An 18,785-nucleotide genomic window follows, 5' to 3' on the forward strand; every position below is an offset into this window, starting at 1 on the left:
TGAGGTTTTTAATCTCGCGTTTTTTTGAGTGTCAATGTTGTTAAAAACCCCATGTTTACGGGAGTAAGTTGTTTTTCTCCCGACATATAGCAGAATGTTCAAAATAACCGTTGCTGCATATGGTATGTTACGGCGTGGCGTAACGTATAAAAAGCGAAGTTTATATAAGAGCAAAGCGATTGTATAAACGACTTCGTAATCCCAATCAGTTAATGTTAAAAAATGAATACCTAACGATATCGTTGTCACTAAAGACAACGACATAATCTATTCAGTGTTATTTATGAATAAATCAACAGTATCGAATTTGAAATCAATCATCTGATGTATACCAAAATGCAATCAATATGCATTATATAGCGATTAAGAAATGCCATAGCATTTAAATGCCTGTTATTAATTTTAAGATATATAAATTTCATTTCATGAAAATGAGTTATGTTGTTCAACATACATATGCAAATACGTCTTTTATGTTGTTTAAGCAATATACAGAACCATGTACAATACTGGCCTGCGTTACCTTATAGCAATAAACAATAAGCATTATCCAAAACGATCAACCTCTATATGCAGGTTAAGCGTTTTTTAAGCAGGTTAAAAATAGATGAATAGCCAAAAATACAACATGTCATTTACAGCTGGTGCGCTACTTCAGACAGAGTCAGTAACGATAGCCAAGTTATATCTTGAAGTAGGCGACTGGGATTTAGTGAAAGACAAAGTGATCTCTGAGAATTTACTTCAATCTAGAGCATTAAGTACACTTAAACGCTTAAGCCATGAAATTATAGCTCGCTTGAGTACACTTAATATTGAAGAGCTTACGTTACTTACAGAGTCTGAGTACCAAGATCAAGCCTATATGCTGTGGATTGCAATTTGTCGTTACTATCGCTTTATTGCTGATTTTGCTACTGAAGTACTACGAGAGCGCTTTATCACTTTCAAACCAGACCTTCAGCACTCAGATTTTGATACGTTTCTGAATAGAAAGTGTGATTGGCATAGTGAGCTTGATAGTTTAAGTGTCAGTACGAGGAAAAAGCTTAGACAGGTATTATTTAAAATGCTTCGTGATGCCAATTTCTTAGACAGCAAAAACAACATTCAAGCCACTATGTTGAGCTCAAGACTAATAGAAACGATAAAGCGTAATGGTAGTAGAGATATCAAATACTTCACGATTTCTGAAAATGCAATATAAGGAAGTGCTGTCATGACTATGAGCAACGTACAAGCATGTGATAAAAAAAGTTATGATCATCTTTTTTCTGTCATTTCAAGTGAGAATTTCCTTAAGATGCAAGGCCTAGGGAATGAGGTTCCATTTTTCATTTGTCCTTTTAGGCCTGAAGAATCAAACGAGATGCTGCGTCTTGAAGACCAATTAACTAAGCAGTTACAGAAAAATGGTATCAATATCTTGGCTATAAATTTGTACGATCTGTCTATAGAGCTACTCAAAGAACGCGAAATTTTTGATCAGATACTAGAAATGGAACAGCAGATTGACAAGGAACAGCTGAAAGAGTTGCTTCAAGGAGTCTTAGATCCTGAGTCTCATTTGGCACCAGCGATTGCTAAGAAGCTAAGTAGTACAGAATACGATGTTCTTTTTCTATCAGGTGTTGGTGAGGTTTTCCCGTATATACGTTCGCATAACGTTTTGAATAACTTACAAAGTACAGCCAAAGAAAAACCAACCGTTATCTTTTTTCCAGGAGCCTACACTCATTCTTTAGAGTCTGGCGCATCGCTTGATTTATTTGGCAGACTGCATGATGACAAATACTATCGAGCATTCAACATTTATCACTGTGAAGCATAATGAGACAGATATGACTGCCCTTAAAACAATATTTCAAAAACCAGTAAACCGTCCAATTGAAGGTGTAATTAAAGCTGACGATGAAGCCAGCCTACGCCTAGAGTTAGAAGAGTATGTATTAACAGATGAAGTAGAAAATCGTCTAATATCATTTTTCGATGCTTACAATGACTATCAGGTTGCTAATGGTGTCTGGCTTTCTGGGTTTTTTGGTTCGGGAAAATCTCACTTATTGAAAATGTTGGCGCTATTACTTGAGAATCGCCAAATAGATAACACATCGGCACTGGAGTTATTCTTACCTAAATGTGGGGACAATGATGCGTTAAGCTCTGGTATCAAAAACGCGGTTACGATTCCCTCTAAAAGCATTTTGTTTAACATTGATCAAAAAGCAGATGTTATTAGTAAGACACAGGTTGATGCTTTATTGGCAGTATTTGTTAAAGTTTTCGATGAAATGTGTGGCTACTACGGTAAGCAGGGACATATTGCTCAGTTTGAACGTGACCTCGATAGTCGAAAACTTTATGGTAGCTTCAAAGAGGCATATGAATCTATCGCTAATAAGCCTTGGGAAAAAGGACGTGAGCAGGCAATACTTGAAGCAAAGAATATTGCTCAAGCTTATAGTCAGGTTACTGGAGAAGATCAGGCGCTAGCTATGGGTATTTTAGATAAATACCGTAGTCAGTATCATGTATCGATTGAAGATTTCGCTTCTCAAGTTGATGATTATATTGAGCGTCAGATTAAAGAAAATGGCTACACTGAGTTTCGTCTAAACTTCTTTGTTGATGAGGTGGGGCAATATATAGCTGAAAACGTTAAGCTTATGACCAACCTTCAGACTATCGCTGAGAGCTTAGCGACCAAGTCTCGTGGGCGTTCTTGGATTATTGTAACCGCCCAAGAAGATATGGGGACTGTTGTTGGTGAGATGGGCAAGCAACAAAGTAATGACTTTTCAAAAATTCAAGCTCGCTTTGCTAACCGTATGAAGCTAACCAGTGCCAACGTAGCAGAAGTTATCCAAAAGCGTCTCCTCGTTAAGACAGATGAAGGTGCTAAGTTGCTATCTGGCATATATGATAATCAGTCAAACAATTTTAAAACGCTGTTTGATTTCGCTGATGGATCACAGACATATAGAAATTTTAAAGACAAAGAACACTTTATAAACAGCTATCCATTCATCCCTTACCAGTTCAGCTTGTTTCAGTCTGCGATTGCTGATCTATCATTACATAATGCTTTTGAGGGTAAGCATAGCTCAGTTGGTGAGCGTTCGATGTTGGGTGTGTTTCAACAAGTAGCAATAAAAGTAGGTGATCATGACATAGGTCAGCTAGCAACTTTTGATTTAATGTTTGAAGGTATTCGTACCGCATTGAAGTCAAACATCCAACGAGCTGTCATCAATGCAGAAACCCATTTAGATAACAAATTTGCAGTACAAGTATTAAAAGCCTTGTTTTTAGTGAAATATGTTGATGGATTCAAATCCACAATTCGTAATATCTGTGTTTTAATGCTAAGTAGCTTTGGTGAGGATGTAGCTGTACTCCGTCAGCGTGTTGAAGAGGCGCTTAATCTACTAGAGGATGAGACCTATGTACAACGTACAGGAGATATGTACGAGTATTTGACGGACGAAGAAAAAGATATTGAAGAAGAGATAAAAAATACGGAAGTAGAAGCAGCTGATGTGGCTAGTGAGCTTGAAAGCATAATCTTTGATCAAGTGATTAAAAGTCGCAAGATTCGTTACAGTAGCGGCGCATCAGGTAGCCAAGGACAAGACTATTCTTTTTCACGAAAGCTTGATGATAAGTTATATGGTCGTGAATACGAGATAGGTATCAATGTCATCAGCCCGTTTTATGAGCATGCTGAAAATGAAGAGATGATGTCTAATAAATCTAACTTTTCTAGCGATGAATTATTTGTAATCTTGCCAGCCGATTCTCGCTTGATGAGTGATATAACGATGTACAAACGTACAGAGAAATATGTCAGGCAAAATTATTCTATTGCTCAGCAAGAGACAGTAAAACGTATCTTAGGCGAGAAAGGACAACAAAATACTAAGCGTCAGGCCGAGTTGCTACAGCGAATAAAAAGTCTCATGAGTCAGGCAAAACTACTCGTAGCAGGTACGGAGCTAAATGTTAGCTCAGAAGACGCTCAATTACGTATTGAGAAAGGCTTCAATGAGCTTGTTTCTAGATCATACCCTCATCTACGTATGCTACGCGATGCATCTTACACAGAGGCTGATGTTGCCAAGATTCTCGACTCTACCCAACAAGACATGTTGGGTGCCGATATAGCTACATTAGCCGAGCCAGAGCGTGATGTATTATCTTTTATCCAAAGAAATGCTAGTGCGGCTATACGGACGACAGTAAAAGGGTTGTTAGAACAGTTTGAAAAAAAACCATACGGATGGTCATACGCTGCTGTGCTCAGCACCCTTGCAAAGCTATGTGTAAATGGCAAGGTCGAAGTTCGAATGGATGGCAACATATTAGAGGACAGTGAGCTTGCGCGCGCTTTAGTAAATAGTCAACGTCAAAGCAACCTGGTATTAGAGCCCCAAGTTGAATTTTCTTCGTCACAAGTTCGTCATCTCAAAGAGTTTTATGAAGACTTTTTTGCTAAGCCTGCTAGTAATAATGAGGCAAAAGCACTAGGCAATGAAACGATTGATGCATTCAAAGAGATGTTACAAGATTTGGAGGGTTGGTATGCACAGTCCGCACGATATCCTTTCTTGAGTGCATTAGATCCCGCTATTCAGCAAATCAAAAAGCTTTCAAAATCATCCTACGCATGGTTTTTAACTGACCTTAACGAAGATATTGAAGATGAGCTTCTGAAGATCAAAGAGCAGCTGATAGATCCTATTTACAATTTTATGAATGGTTCTCAAAGAGAAATATATGATAACACTCAAAATTTCTTGAAAGATCAATCAGCGAACTTTGATTATATCGAAAGAGAACAGGTGAGGGTGCTTGAGGCCAGTCTAAACGATACCTCTATATATAAAGGCAGTAAGATCCAACAGGTCAAAGTGCTATTAGGCAGCTTGAAAGACAAGGTCAATGATGCCCTACAGGAAGCTCGTAGCCAATCGATTGAAGCGCTTAAACAAATGCAGTCGCGTATGCAAGAGATGGATGAGTATAAAAAACTTCCAGATATCAGACAGGCAGAACTTGACGCTCCTTATACACAACTGATTGATAAGGTGAATGAAGAGAAGTTGATTGCCGTTATTAATGATAGATTGCGATACTTTGAAGACAAGGGCTATGCAACTTTATTGCAGAAAATGGTAGTAATGGCAACGCCCAAGCCACCACCAACGCCTGCAAAGGTAAGTACTAACAACGGTGATAAGAGTGATAAAGACCAATCACAAGTGTCTGCGCTATCTGAGCCTAAACAGGTGAGTGAGCCTAAAAATGAGTATATCAACTCAAACAAAATCAGGGTGGATTACGATCGAGCTTGGATAGAGAACGAGACCGATGTAGAGCGTTATCTAGAGGCGATGAGTGAGGCACTGCTCAGCGAAATACGTAAAGGTAAAAGGATCTATATCTAATGGAAACGACCAAACTCAAAAAATTTGCTCAACAGGCACGTGTCACCTTGATTGAGCAAGTCGCTACTAAGCTCAAATTTGTACGCGCAGAAGAAAGTTTAGCCAGACGTGAGAATCCTATCGCTGTTAAAAAGCTAGAGGAGCTAATCAAGCAGCAGTCCGAACAGGAAATCGTCGAGCGTATCGCATACATCTGGTTCAACCGTTTCTGTGCACTTCGCTTTATGGATATGAATCGCTATAACCGAAGCCTCGTGGTCTCTGCTGCGGCCGGAGATACTCAACCTGAAGTACTCGCTCTGGCAAAGGCTGGAGACATTGATGAGCGAGTGGTCTCAGAAGCTGTCCGTGAGCAAATTCTCAACCTGTTAAATGGCAGAGCGCCCAGTCAAAATCCAGAAGCAGAGGTTTATCGTCTGCTACTAGTCGCGTACTGTAATCAGTGGCATGAGTCGATGCCGTTCTTATTTCAGCGAATTGATGACTATACCGAGCTGCTAATGCCTGATGATCTACTATCAAGCAGCTCAGTACTGGCTGATATGCGTGAATCGATGCCAGCGAGCGCTTGTAAAGACGTTGAGGTAATTGGTTGGTTGTATCAGTTTTACATCTCGGATAAAAAAGATGATGTATTTGCAGGTTTGAAAAAAAACAAAAAAGTGACACCAGAAAATATTCCAGCGGCTACTCAGCTATTTACGCCACATTGGATCGTACGTTATTTGGTAGAGAACTCGCTTGGGCGATTATGGCTGCTTAATCACCCAGAGTCCAAGCTAGCAGACAGCATGGAATACTATATAAAGCCCGCTGCTGATAATGATGACTCCGATTATCTAAAGGTAGAGCGTCCAGAAGATCTTAAGATTTGCGATCCAGCATGTGGCTCAGGTCACATGCTGACTTATGCGTTTGATCTGCTATACACCATTTATGAAGAGCAAGGCTACGGTGCAGCAGAGATACCTTCGCTCATCTTAACGCATAACTTGTACGGTATTGAGATTGATGAACGCGCAGGTGAGTTGGCTGCGTTTGCTTTAACTATGAAGGCAAGAGATCGTCACCGTCGCTTCTTTAATACAGGCGTACGTCCAAATATCTGTGTGCTTGAGCCCATCAGTTTTGATGACGATGAGCTCAATGAGTATATGGACTTCATCGGTCGTGATTTATTTACGGCTGACTTAGAGACGACACTGCGTCAGTTTGATGAGGTGAATAATTTTGGCTCTTTGATCAGACCAGCGCTGACGGACGTTGCTGAGATTTTAGAGCAGCTAGAAGCAACTGATGTATCAGGGCAGCTATTCTTAGGTCACACTCACCAAAAGGTACTTAAGCTTTTAAAACAGGCAGATTATTTAAGTCCGCAGTATCATGTCGTCGTTGCGAATCCGCCATATATGGGTGGTGGAGGAATGAATAGTGAGCTAGGTGATTGGCTAAATATTAATTATCCAGATGTTAAGTCTGACTTGTTTTCTGCTTTTATTGTTCGTAGCACTGAGATGACACTTGAAAAAGGTCAATTAGGTTTTATGACCCCATTTGTTTGGATGTTCATATTGTCGTATGCAAAATTACGAAAATATTTAATAAACACTAAAACACTTACCTCTCTAGTCCAATTAGAGTACTCAGGATTTGACGGTGCGACAGTTCCAATTTGTACCTTTACTTTAGAAAACCAATATAAGCTAGGGTATAAAGGGGCTTATATAAGGCTTACTGACTTTAAAGGTTCTCAGAATCAAGCACCTAAGACTTTAGAGGCAATCAGAAATCAGAGTAGTCAGTGGTTCTATCGTACATGTTCAAATGAATTTAATAAAATACCAGGAAGTCCAATAGCTTATTGGGTTAGCTCTTCAATTATAAATTCTTTTAACAATGAAAAAATTGGTTCTCTAACAATATCCGATGGACAAACTAAGACAGGTGACAACAATAAATTTCTTAGATACCTTTGGGAAGTAAGTAGCAGCTCTGTAGGTGTTGATAAGAATTGGGTTAAACATCCTAAGGGAGGTAAGTTTAGACGTTGGTACGGTAATTTAGACACTTTGATCAATTGGACGGAATCTGCTAGGAAGCATTATCGGAAAGATCGAGTAGCCAGAATTTTACCTAAATACCTGTGGTGGAAAAAAGGTTTTTGTTGGACATTGATTACCTCTGCGAAACAATCGTTTAGAGTTGTGAGTGATGATGAGATTTTTAATTTAGCTGCTCCAACTTTATTTCCAAAAAATGAAAAGCAACTCAATATTTTATTAGGATTAACTAATACACCAATATCTGAGTATATTGCAAAGTTAATGAACCCAACGTTAAATATGAATGTTGGTGATATTCAAAATATACCTTTAGTCGATGTCGATGAAAGCTCCATTAATCTTATTGTCGAATCTTTGATAGGTGTCGCAAAGCAAGATTGGGACGCTTACGAAAATTCGTGGGACTTTACTACCTTACCACTACTTGATGATTCTTTTCGAAAGCTAACGCTCGCGGATACCTATAGACAAGTACGCAATCATTGGCAGCAAATGACCGATGATATGAAGCGGTTAGAAGAAGAAAACAATCGTATTTTTATTGACGCTTATGGCTTACAAAATGAGCTTACTCCAGAGGTTCCCCTCAAAGAAATCACTCTAACCTGTAATCCTTATTACCGTTACGGCGGTGATAAGACGGATGATGAGCTAGAGGCACTTTTGCTAGCCGATACAATGCGCGAGTTGATCTCGTATGCCGTTGGCTGCATGTTTGGTCGCTATAGCTTAGATAAGCCTGGTTTAATACTTGCCAATCAAGGCGACACAGTCGAGCAGTATCTTGAGCAAATACCTGAGCCAAGCTTCACACCTGATAAAAACAACGTTATTCCTATCTTAGATGATGGCTGGTTCAGCGATGATATTGTTGAGCGCTTCCGTAAATTTATTAAGGTAGCTTTTGGCGAAGAGCAGTATGAAAGTAATATGCAATTCATTGAACAGTCGCTTGGCAAAAATGACAAGCCACGTGATATTCGTGACTACTTTTTAAAAGACTTCTACGACGATCACGTAAAACGCTATAAGAAACGTCCGATATATTGGCTATTCACCAGTGGTAACTTCAGTGCACTTATCTACATGCATCGCTATCAGCCCGATACGGTAAGTATCGTGCTCAATGACTATCTACGCGAATTCCGTACTAAGCTTAATGCTTATAAAGATCAGCTTAATGCGATCAATATTAGTGCCAGTCAAAGCCAAAGTGAAAAAACAAAAGCACAAAAAAAGCTAGATATCACTAACAAAATGATTACTGAGATGGAAGAGTATGAGCGCGATGTACTCTATCCATTAGCGACCAAACAGATAGAGATAGACCTAGATGATGGTGTAAAAGTAAACTACCCTAAATTTGGTAAAGCATTAAAGAAAGTAACGGGGCTTAGCTAATGAATGATCGCATCATCAACGCATTACAGCAGCTCTTTAAAAGACATCGTATTGTTTTTTGGTACGATGCCAAGCATGAGCTTCGTGATGACTTTGACAGTCTAGTACTAGAAGATATTGAGAAAATCGTCCTAAATAACAATGAGTTCAGTGTTAAATATAAAATAATACGTGAGCAGCCTAATCAAAAGTTTCTGCTTTATCGTGCAGGTGCTCAGCCTGCGCTATTAGATAATTGGCTATTGGATTTACAGCTGGCTCACGGCGAATTTCGTACTGACCAAGTTGCTATCTGGCTCTCGGAGCTATCATTAGGTATTGAGTTTGCAGAGGTCTTAAAAGATCATGCAGAGTTCTTTCGCGCTAAAAGCCGTAAGGATGCTCTAAGTAAGCTTATAGAGCCCAGTGATAGCTCAGGTATGGTTCAGCTAAAGATGCTGGCTGTTTGTGCTAAGAGCGAGCCTAAAATGGACACAGTCGTTGAGAGTTTGTTGCAGGACTTAGCCAATGATAAAGATGAAAAGATGAGTCTGATTAGTCGATCTGCTCTTGATGGCTTTTTCTGGGAGCAAATGAATCGCTACTATGGCTATAACTCTACTGAGCCTAGTATTCATGATTTTGCCATTGAGCTCTTTAAGTCTAGCTATGCAATGGCAACTGATGGTCAGGTAAAGCTGTCCAATGATGCTTTAGTATTTCTGAAACGTTGGAAAGACAGTAGACAGTATCAAGACAGCTTTGAGATGTTATCCGATAAGTTTTCTGCTGATCTCGATATTAGAGATGATCTTAGTAGTAGAGATTTTAAACAGCTCATCGATATAGACTACTTTCGTTTAATCGACAATAAGATAATTAGTGCGATAGCTAATGCAGTCTTACAAAGTGACTTTACCGCTGAGCAAATCGCTTTTTGGATTCGCCAACGTCGTCAGAGTCACTGGTTTGCTGAGTTTGAGCATACCTACCAAGCCCTTGATAATGCAGCGCAGTTTATAGATACATTTAACCAAGTTAAAATCGATATGGATAGCCTTGTACAAGGGGTAGAGCGTTATACCCAGTCTTGGTATAAGCTTGATCAACTTTATCGTAAGTTTATCTACCACAAACTTGAGTCTGGAGAAGTATCACTCCTCAACCATCTCAATGATAAAATTGAGAACATATACTCTAATAACTATTTGCTTAAATTAGGCAATCGCTTTCAGGATTTCGTAGAATCTGAAAGCAAATGGAATGCTGCGCCAATTCTTAGGCAGGATAGGTTCTTTAAGCATTGGGTGAAACCGTTTCTAGATAACAACAACAAAATATACGTTATTATCTCCGATGCCATGCGCTATGAGATAGCGGATGAACTTGTCAGCTTAATACGTCAAGAAGATCGCTATAGTGCTGATATAGCGCCTATGCTGTCTATGTTACCTAGCTATACTCAGCTTGGTATGGCAGCGCTACTACCGAACGAGACATTATGTATAGCAGACAACACTTCAGGCACAGTGCTTGTGAATGGACAAAGCTCACAGGGTACATCCAATAGAAGTAAGATACTTAAAACTGCATTACAGGATCGAGGAGATGCGATCACTGCCGATGATTTTATGCAACTTAATAGAGATGGTAGTCGAGAGCTATTAAAAGCTAATGACATCATTTATATTTATCATAATCGGATTGATCATACTGGCGATAAAATGCACTCAGAAGGGCAAGCGTTTGAAGCGGCAGAAAAGACGCTTAGCGATTTAATGAAAATCATTAAGAAGCTAGCAGCAGCTAATGCTAATAATATTTTAATCACGGCTGATCACGGTTTTATTTACCAAAACCGTGAGATAGATCAGAGCGATTTTTCAGGTGCTGAAGTAAGAGGCAAAGAAGTCTTATATAAAGATCGTCGATTTATACTGGGTAAGGGATTGGTTGATTCACCAGGCTTGCATAAGTTTAGCTCTGAAGCGCTCGGTTTAATTGGTGATGTTGAAGTACAGATACCTAAGTCGATTAATCGCTTAAGACTTAGTGGCTCGGGAAGCCGCTTTGTACATGGCGGAGCATCATTGCAGGAAGTTGTCGTGCCCGTCGTTAGCATCAATAAAAAAAGGCAAAGTGATACTACAGCAGTTGAAGTGGATATTTTACGCGGATCGAACTCTTTAATTACTACAGAGGAGCTTACTGTTAGCTTATACCAAAGTACCCCTGTCACTGAAAAAAATCAGCCTCGCGTACTGAGAGTAGGTGTCTACACTGAATCAGGTGAGTTGATCTCAGATAGCTATGAGATGACATTCGATTTACGCTCAGAAAACCCGCGCGCGCGTGAGCAGCAGGTAAACTTGATTTTCACGCGTAGAATCGATGAGCTTAACGGTCAAGAGGTTGTTTTAAAGCTAGAAGAAAAAGTAGGCGGAACTTCTCACTACAAAGAATACAAATCGCTTAAATATACAGTAAGACGTTCATTTACGAGTGATTTTGATTTTTAAACTGTTTTGATGCATAGAGTATCTGTAAAAGGAGTCATACCGCAGTGGACACGACTGATATAGCAATGACATCTGAAGTAACTACGCTCGGTTGGGTGGTATTGGTCGTGGTACTAGGAGTAATATTATTTGCTGTTATAAGAAAAATAAAAAGCGACAGGCGTTTCGGTAATCCCCCCAATAAATAAGAACACTTACAAATAGAGATTAACTGCTAAAATACACCAGCAGGAGAATCCTATGAAAAAGACACGCTTTAGCGACAACCAAATCGTCAACATCCTAAAACAAGCCGAACAAGGCGTCCCTATTACCGAGCTATGCCGTGAGCATAACATCAGCCAAAGCACCTTCTACAACTGGCGATCTAAATATGGTGGTATGGACGCCACACTTATCAGCCGTCTTAAAGAGCTTGAAGTTGAAAATGCCCGCTTAAAGAAGATGTACGCTGATGAATGTCTTAAATCCGACATCCTACAGGATGCTATGTCAAAAAAGTGGTAGCGCCCCAAGGGCGCAAAGCGTTGGTTTGTCACTACATTGAAGATCGTAGCATTAGCATACGCCGTGCTTGCCGTATCTTTAACATCAGCGTCACCTGTTATTATCACAAGTCGGTGGTAACAGATGAGAACCAGCAAATAGCGGACTTACTTATCAAACTGACTGATGAGAACAAGAACTGGGGCTTTGGCTTGTGCTTTTTAACCTTGCGTAATGTGCTAGGACTGCCGTACAACCATAAGCGGGTATATCGCATCTACTGCGAGCTTGAACTCAACCTTAGAATCAAGCCTAAGCGTCGCATTAAACGTGCTAAACCAATACCATTAGCAGTACCTGATAGGATTAACCAAAGCTGGAGCATGGACTTTATGCACGACAGCTTAACTGATGGCCGCGGCTTTAGACTGTTCAATGTCATTGATGATTACAACCGTGAGGCACTCACCGTTGAAGTTGACTTCTCGCTACCGGCCGGGAGGGTCATACGCAGTCTTAATCAGCTTATTGAGTACCGAGGCAAACCTGTGCAGATAAGATGCGATAACGGCCCTGAATACATCAGCAATGCGCTCAAAGACTGGGCTGAGCAGCAAGGCATCATCTTAAGCTATATTGAACCTGGCAATCCACAGCAAAATGCGTATGTAGAGCGCTTTAACAGAACCATGAGATATGATTGGTTAAATCAGGAGCTGTTTGATAATCTAGAGCAGGTACGCGCACAAGCAGAAAACTGGTTATACCATTATAATCATAAGCGCCCAAACATGGGCAATGGCGGTTTTACACCGATACAGAAACTCAATCAGGCAGCTTAATTCTATTTATTAGGTGTCTTAAGTTTGGGAGGGTTACCTTTCAAACTTAAAAAACTAAAAGTTCGTAGTAAAATCAAAGCATTACCAATTGATAATACTATTGATGATCAAGCATCTATGAGTATAAGTAACCAGGAATACGAAAGTAGCTTTGCAAAATATAGCGATGCGTTTAACCAACATATTGACGTGCGTAACCAAACTAATGCTTTATTAAAGAAGCTAGAAAATACTACTATCCATAACTTTAAACTGATAGAAAAAAGTAAAAGCTTGTGTAAACAGCCTTACGATAAATATGAACTAGAGCAAAAACTTAACTCGTATAGCTTTGTACCAGAGGAGTTATACCCTTTAAAACGTATATCAAAGTTTTATATAAAGCCAATTGTAGCAGTGATGTTTGGTGCATTGATTGGCGCTATTTTAGTTATGGCATTATTAGGCTTGGTATCAATGTTTGGAAATGCTTCCACTGGAACCTCTATCCAATCTTTGTCAGGTGCTGCAGAAACTAATGCTACCTTGGCATGGTTTGGCGGTGGCTCTCTAGTATCAGGTGGGGACGGTATTAATGGCGGTATAATTGCATTAGGTGCTGTATTCTTTATTCCGGTTGCAGCTTTACTTTATTTCTCTGTTAACGGCCGTGAGAAGAATATTCAGAAGTTCAAGTCAGAAACGAAAAAATTAAACTACGATGATGTGCAGCTTAGAAACAGTAATCGATGTATAGAGTCTGAAATAGCCCACTTTGAGACCCTCTATACATATATAGAAGAGTCTTATAAAGATACTTGCAAGCTTATGTATCCGAAAGGTTATATCACAAGAATGCGAAGGGGTTTGTCGAGTATGATCAATAAAGATCATTATAGTAAGGAAGAGGCCAAAGCGATCGATAGGCTAGCGCAAGCGGTTTACTATGTCGATCAAACATCCGATAAGATGAGATAGATTTTTCGTTTAATTTTATAAAACGTGTTTAGCGTTTTTAGTAAATAGTATATTTCTCAATAAGTTTTCTAATTTTAGTCTAAGACCTTACCACTAAGTAACTTAATCACTTTATCTTCACCAAGCTGATCAATCAATGCGTGCAACTGAGCATTAGTATTAATGGTGGTTTCCGCATCCGCTCTAAATTCTGCCGTATCTCTACCTTCTCTTAAAGCGTCTAAATAGTCAGCCCATTTCTGCATCATCTCCGCACGATCATCAATGTACTCAAATCGACCGTAAGCCGCTCCATTAGGATCTTTAGTAGTATGACCCAACGCCATCTCTACAAGCACTAGAGGGTACTTTAGCTGCTCTTGTAAGATGGTCTTCGCTGTCGCTCTAAAGCCATGTGCGCAATGTATGTCTTGATAACCCAAATCTTTCAGTCGCTTGTTGGCTGTAGCGTCAGAGATGATCTGATGTTTTTTAGCGGTCTGGCTAAAAAAGACATACTCTGTATGACCATTTGCTTTATGTTGTTCACGCAAGATTGCTATGGCTTGATCAGGTAGGGGAACCACCATGTCCTTGACCATATTTACCTTGCCTTGACCCTTTAAAGGCTTTAATTGCCACCTGCCAGCCTTTAGATCTAAATCAGTCCAGCGCATACGCCTTAGATCACCGTTGCGAACAAAGAGAAGCGCTAATAGCCTAAGGGAATTTATAGTGTTTGGATCACCTTCTATTGTTTCAATATCCCGCAGTAGCTTAGCAAGCTCTTTGGGCTTGGTAATAGCAGGACGATGACCGTAGCTCGACTTAGCCAATTGGCTCTTTATGAGAGCTGCAGGGTTGCTACTACAAAAACCTCGAGCGCCAGCATAGACAAACACATCACTGGCAATGCCAGCGCAGCGTTCAGCCTTATCCGTAGGCTTGCCAGCTTTATTTAATGAGTTGGCCTGAATATCTAATAGCACTTCGAGCATTCTAGGTGAGCTGATCTCACTGATCGGCTCATCACCAATGTATGAGCATATGAGTTCAAGACGACCTTTTTTACGTATCAGTGTATTACTTTTCTGAGTCTGCTCTAATCCTTCAAAATACTCCCAAGCAAAATGATTAAAAGAGTTTTTAGTTTTACTAACAACACTTTTCTTTATTTCTTCACGATGGTCTTTAGGATCAATATTTCGATTTAGTAGCTCTTCATACTCACGCCAGATCTCACAGGCACGAGCGAGCGATACGTTGGGATATACTCCAAGCGATATACGTTTATTTTTTGATTGAGTAGGGGACTTATACCGATATATCCAAGACTTAGTACCGTTAGGTCTAACCATGAGATATAGCATAGGATGATTTTTGACAGTGACTAGGTACTCTTTGTCAGCAGCTTTATGGCTACTAGTACTTCGATCGGAGCTTATAGGCTTGCGCTCTTCCATGATGATCATCCCAATGTACATTTAAAAACCAGTGTACATGATAGTGTACATCAGATGCATGGATTGGGATAGATAGAGCAGGACAGTATAGAACGCTAGATACAGCAAAGCCCCTGATATCAGGGGCTTTGGATGTTCTATAAGATAGTATAGGACTATGTAATGGTACCCGGAGCCGGACTTGAACCGGCACGATCTTGCGATCGAGGGATTTTAAATCCCTTGTGTCTACCAATTTCACCACCCGGGCAAAACTTGTATCATCTAGCAAATAAAGGCTAAAGCTAAGCTTTTTACTTGTTAGATAAGTGGTCGCTATTATAAGCAATTATACTGATAATGCAAGCCAAAATTAACGTAAATCTAATAAATAATTGGAGGCTGGAGTCGGAATCGAACCGGCGTTAACGGAGTTGCAGTCCGCTGCATGACCACTCTGCCATCCAGCCAATCAAGGTGGACTATATTAGCAAAAATATTACAAATTACAAGTCATTTTTTAATCAAAGTGAGGTTATTTTACTTATTAGCATGGTTTTACAGCTTTCTATCAGTATCAGCGTCATTAATAGCTATTAAACTAGCTCTAGTTAAGCCATTAAAGCAAGGTTATAGTCAGGTGAAAGTAAAACTATTATATAAACTCATTCCAGTAGCGCTATGTTTTTTTAAAGTGTATCGACTATATATATAATAATTCGGCATAGTTAGCGGTTCACGACTAGGCTTTTACTAGCGGTACAGGTACAATATTATGCTTAATTTTGCGTCAACTTATTTTATCCATTGGAGCTACTATGCCAACTGCTAGAGAGTCTGCCACTGTTTTAGACGGTAAAGCACTTGCTAAACAAATAGAACAACAATTATCTACGCGCGTCGATGCTATCAAAGCGAAAACCGGACGTACGCCTAGTTTGGCTACTATTTTGGTCGGCGATGATCCTGCTTCAGCGACTTATGTGCGTATGAAAGGTAATGCTTGTAAGCGTATCGGGATTGATTCTATTCGGGTTGAGCTGCCCACTGAAACCACTACTGAGCAGTTGAAGGCAAAGATAGATGAGCTCAATAATGACCCTGATGTCCACGGTATTTTACTGCAGCATCCGGTGCCTGCTCAAATCGATGAGCGCGCTTGCTTTGAGCAAATTGATATCGCCAAAGACGTCGATGGGGTAACCAGTTTAGGGTTTGGGCGCATGAGTATGCAGCAGCCTGCGTATGGCTCTTGCACGCCGCAAGGTATCATGCATATCCTCAATCATTATGAGATTGAGCTGGCAGGTAAAGAGGCGGTAGTTGTTGGTCGCAGTCCTATTTTGGGCAAGCCAATGGCAATGATGCTATTAAATGCCAACTGTACGGTAACTATTTGCCATTCAAGAACTCAAGATTTAGCCGCTCATATCAGACGTGCTGATATCGTGGTGGGCGCAGTAGGGGTGCCAGAGCTGATCAAGGCGGAGTGGATTAAAGAGGGTGCGGTAGTTATAGATGCTGGCTTTCATCCAAGAGAAGGCGGCGGCGTTGGTGATATCGAGATGGAGGGTATTGCACAGAAGGCCAGCGCTTATACCCCAGTGCCGGGCGGCGTAGGGCCGATGACTATCAATACCTTGATTCGTCAAACGGTTGAGGCGGCTGAAAAATCAGCAGGCTTAAATGCGGATAATAAGAGCTGATGAAACCAGCACCCGAGCAGCCATCAGAACATCAACACGACAGCCATGATCCTAGTAAACCTAACTTGGCTCAGGCAAAACCTAGCAAAGCCGGCGTAGATATCCATCAGCGCTTGCAATGTATAGGTAGAGAGTTTGTCGATATCTGCCACTACGTTATTTTATTTTTAATTAGCGTGGTGGTGGTTTGGACAGCGGGCAAGGAGTTTTTTGTCATACTACAAAAAGGATCGGCGGACTTAAAAGATATCTTGATGCTATTTATTTATCTTGAGCTGCTAGCTATGATTGGTATTTATTTTAAAACCCATCGTTTGCCGGTGCAGTTTTTGATATTTATCGCCATTACCGCTTTGTCACGACATTTAGTAGTCGATGTACAAGCGGTATCGGATTACTTTCATTTGTGGTTATTGGCGACGATTTGTATCGGTATCTTGGTATTGAGCGCCGCTATCGTAGTGTTGACTTGGACGGCAAAAATGTTTGGTCGGCCCGAAGACTACTCAGACGACCATATGGATAATCAGGGCGCTCAGCGTCAAAGCGCCCATACTGAGCACCATTTACCAAGCGATAATGCTCATCGTAAGTGAAAATAAAGGCAGATCTTAAAAGTTTTTTCTTAAAATAAATGCTGACTTAGTAAGCATTGTTTGCTAGAAGCTATTAAAGGCTGGGTTTTTAATCTAGCCTTTTTTTAGACTTAAAACATGTAAAACTTGCTTTACAACCATCCCAACCGCTTAAAATTGTAATATAAATAAGCACACAATGAGCCGATGATAGCCATAATTACCAAGTACGAATATTCCCAGTGCAGCTCCGGCATAAAGTCAAAGTTCATCCCATAAATACCGGCTATCGCAGTGGGTACGGCTAGAATACCGGCCCAAGCCGCTAGCTTACGTACTACTTCGTTCTGACCCATATTGACCATCGCCATATAGGTGTTCATCACCACACTCAGCATCTCATTGAGACCGTTTATGGCATCTAAAGAGTGCAGCAGGTGGTCATTAACGTCACGGAAATAGGGTTTGGCTGCTTGCGAAAACGGTGAGACCAAATCGCTATCTTCATGATTGATAAAAAAACTACAGATATCCTGAACGGGTAAAATGATCGCCCGCATGTGTACCAGCTGAGATTTAAGCTCATAGAGATTCTTAAGCGTGCTTTTATTAAACTCATAGGTAAAGATATAACGCTCTTGCTCACGTAGATAATTACCCAAACGGTCAGTGATAGGCATGTAGTTATCCACGATAAAATCAAGAATAGCATGCAGTACAAATATCGGCCCCATGCGTAGCTTTTCGGGTCGACGATTACAGTGTTCGCGTACTGGTGCATAAGAGATAGAAGGACCGTTACGAATGGTAATCAGATAATTTTTACCCATAAATATGGCGGTGGTGCCATAACGAATGACATTATCTTCTAGCTTCGCCGTCCGTATTACCACAAAGATAGTATCGTTGTCATAGTTCTCGACTTTGGCACGCTGATGATCGGCAAAGGCATCCTCAATCGCCAACTCATGTAAATCAAAGGCACTTTTGACCTTAATCATAGTCTCTAGGCTCGGCTCATACAGGCCAAGCCAAATAAACTGGCCGCTATTGGTCAAGGCCTTGCTTACATTACTGAGCGCTATTTGTTCAAGCTGCGCCCCAGTTTTACGAGAATAGGCATAGCAATTGACCACTTCGTCAGCACTGGATAAATCAATATCTTCATAACGTTCGGCATCGGGGTCATAAACGGTCATGGTCTCGATAGTATCTTCGAGCGTTGCATCCGCATCACCGTATATATAGCTATCATAATCAGCGATATATAGTGAGTCATTGCTGTCAGTAGGGTCACTGATATTGGTGTTGGGGTTGACCATTAGGTCGTCATCGCGATTCATAGATCACCTCTCAACATAGACAAAATGTTTTGAATAAATTCTTAAT

11 protein-coding genes and 2 tRNA genes are annotated in these 18,785 nt (G+C 40.4%); 9 read left to right on the top strand and 4 right to left on the bottom strand.

Features of this window, described 5'->3' with window-relative positions:
• Positions 1-607: 607 nt before the first annotated feature.
• The 7 genes from JMX18_RS01795 (at position 608) to JMX18_RS01825 (ending at position 13,694) form a co-directional block, all read left to right on the top strand.
• A complete protein-coding gene (locus JMX18_RS01795; protein ID WP_201583144.1) occupies positions 608-1,207 on the top strand; it encodes a DUF1819 family protein in 600 nt (199 codons plus the stop codon).
• 12 nt (positions 1,208-1,219) lie between these two features.
• Positions 1,220-1,831 carry a DUF1788 domain-containing protein gene (locus JMX18_RS01800; protein WP_193009405.1) on the top strand — a complete coding sequence of 204 codons (612 nt, stop codon included), beginning with the start codon at positions 1,220-1,222 and terminating at the stop codon, positions 1,829-1,831.
• A gap of 10 nt (positions 1,832-1,841) precedes the next feature.
• Positions 1,842-5,447 (top strand): BREX system P-loop protein BrxC, encoded by a 3,606-nt coding sequence (gene brxC, locus JMX18_RS01805; protein WP_201583149.1) that lies wholly within the window; start codon positions 1,842-1,844, stop codon positions 5,445-5,447.
• Entirely contained in the window at positions 5,447-8,911 is a 3,465-nt protein-coding gene (pglX, locus tag JMX18_RS01810) for a BREX-1 system adenine-specific DNA-methyltransferase PglX (RefSeq protein ID WP_201583153.1), read from the top strand. The genes brxC and pglX overlap by 1 nt, the downstream gene beginning before the upstream one ends.
• On the top strand, positions 8,911-11,409 hold the full coding sequence (gene pglZ, locus JMX18_RS01815) for a BREX-1 system phosphatase PglZ type A (protein ID WP_201583161.1): 2,499 nt from the start codon (positions 8,911-8,913) through the stop codon (positions 11,407-11,409). Before pglX ends, pglZ begins: the two co-directional genes overlap by 1 nt.
• A 240-nt stretch (positions 11,410-11,649) precedes the next feature.
• A protein-coding gene (locus JMX18_RS01820; protein WP_201583165.1) for an IS3 family transposase occupies positions 11,650-12,737 on the top strand; the annotation gives its coding sequence in 2 pieces (ribosomal slippage) (positions 11,650-11,902 and positions 11,902-12,737; 1,089 coding nt in all).
• Between the two features lie 24 nt (positions 12,738-12,761).
• Positions 12,762-13,694, top strand: coding sequence for a hypothetical protein (locus JMX18_RS01825; RefSeq protein ID WP_201583166.1), 933 nt, complete (start codon positions 12,762-12,764; stop codon positions 13,692-13,694).
• Between the two features lie 74 nt (positions 13,695-13,768).
• Here JMX18_RS01825 and JMX18_RS01830 read toward each other — a convergent pair whose 3' ends face one another.
• The 3 genes from JMX18_RS01830 to JMX18_RS01840 form a co-directional block, all read right to left on the bottom strand.
• A complete protein-coding gene (locus JMX18_RS01830) occupies positions 13,769-15,136 on the bottom strand; it encodes a tyrosine-type recombinase/integrase (protein ID WP_201583167.1) in 1,368 nt (455 codons plus the stop codon).
• A 163-nt stretch (positions 15,137-15,299) separates the two neighbouring features.
• Positions 15,300-15,386, bottom strand: a tRNA-Leu gene (locus JMX18_RS01835).
• A gap of 125 nt (positions 15,387-15,511) precedes the next feature.
• Positions 15,512-15,585 (bottom strand) — tRNA-Cys (locus tag JMX18_RS01840).
• A 348-nt stretch (positions 15,586-15,933) separates the two neighbouring features.
• Between JMX18_RS01840 and folD the strand changes: the two genes are divergently transcribed.
• Together folD and JMX18_RS01850 are read left to right on the top strand one after the other, a co-directional pair.
• Positions 15,934-16,821, top strand: coding sequence for a bifunctional methylenetetrahydrofolate dehydrogenase/methenyltetrahydrofolate cyclohydrolase FolD (folD, locus tag JMX18_RS01845; protein WP_201583169.1), 888 nt, complete (start codon positions 15,934-15,936; stop codon positions 16,819-16,821).
• A complete protein-coding gene (locus tag JMX18_RS01850; RefSeq protein WP_227674523.1) occupies positions 16,821-17,417 on the top strand; it encodes a phosphate-starvation-inducible protein PsiE in 597 nt (198 codons plus the stop codon). Before folD ends, JMX18_RS01850 begins: the two co-directional genes overlap by 1 nt.
• Before the next feature lie 131 nt (positions 17,418-17,548).
• Here the strand turns inward: JMX18_RS01850 and corA are convergent, their stop codons facing one another.
• Positions 17,549-18,739, bottom strand: a complete 1,191-nt coding sequence (gene corA / locus JMX18_RS01855; RefSeq protein WP_201583171.1) for a magnesium/cobalt transporter CorA — start codon at positions 18,737-18,739, stop codon at positions 17,549-17,551.
• Positions 18,740-18,785: the final 46 nt, after the last annotated feature.

Origin of the sequence: Psychrobacter jeotgali, from assembly GCF_904846315.1 — a bacterium.
GTDB lineage: Bacteria > Pseudomonadota > Gammaproteobacteria > Pseudomonadales > Moraxellaceae > Psychrobacter > Psychrobacter jeotgali.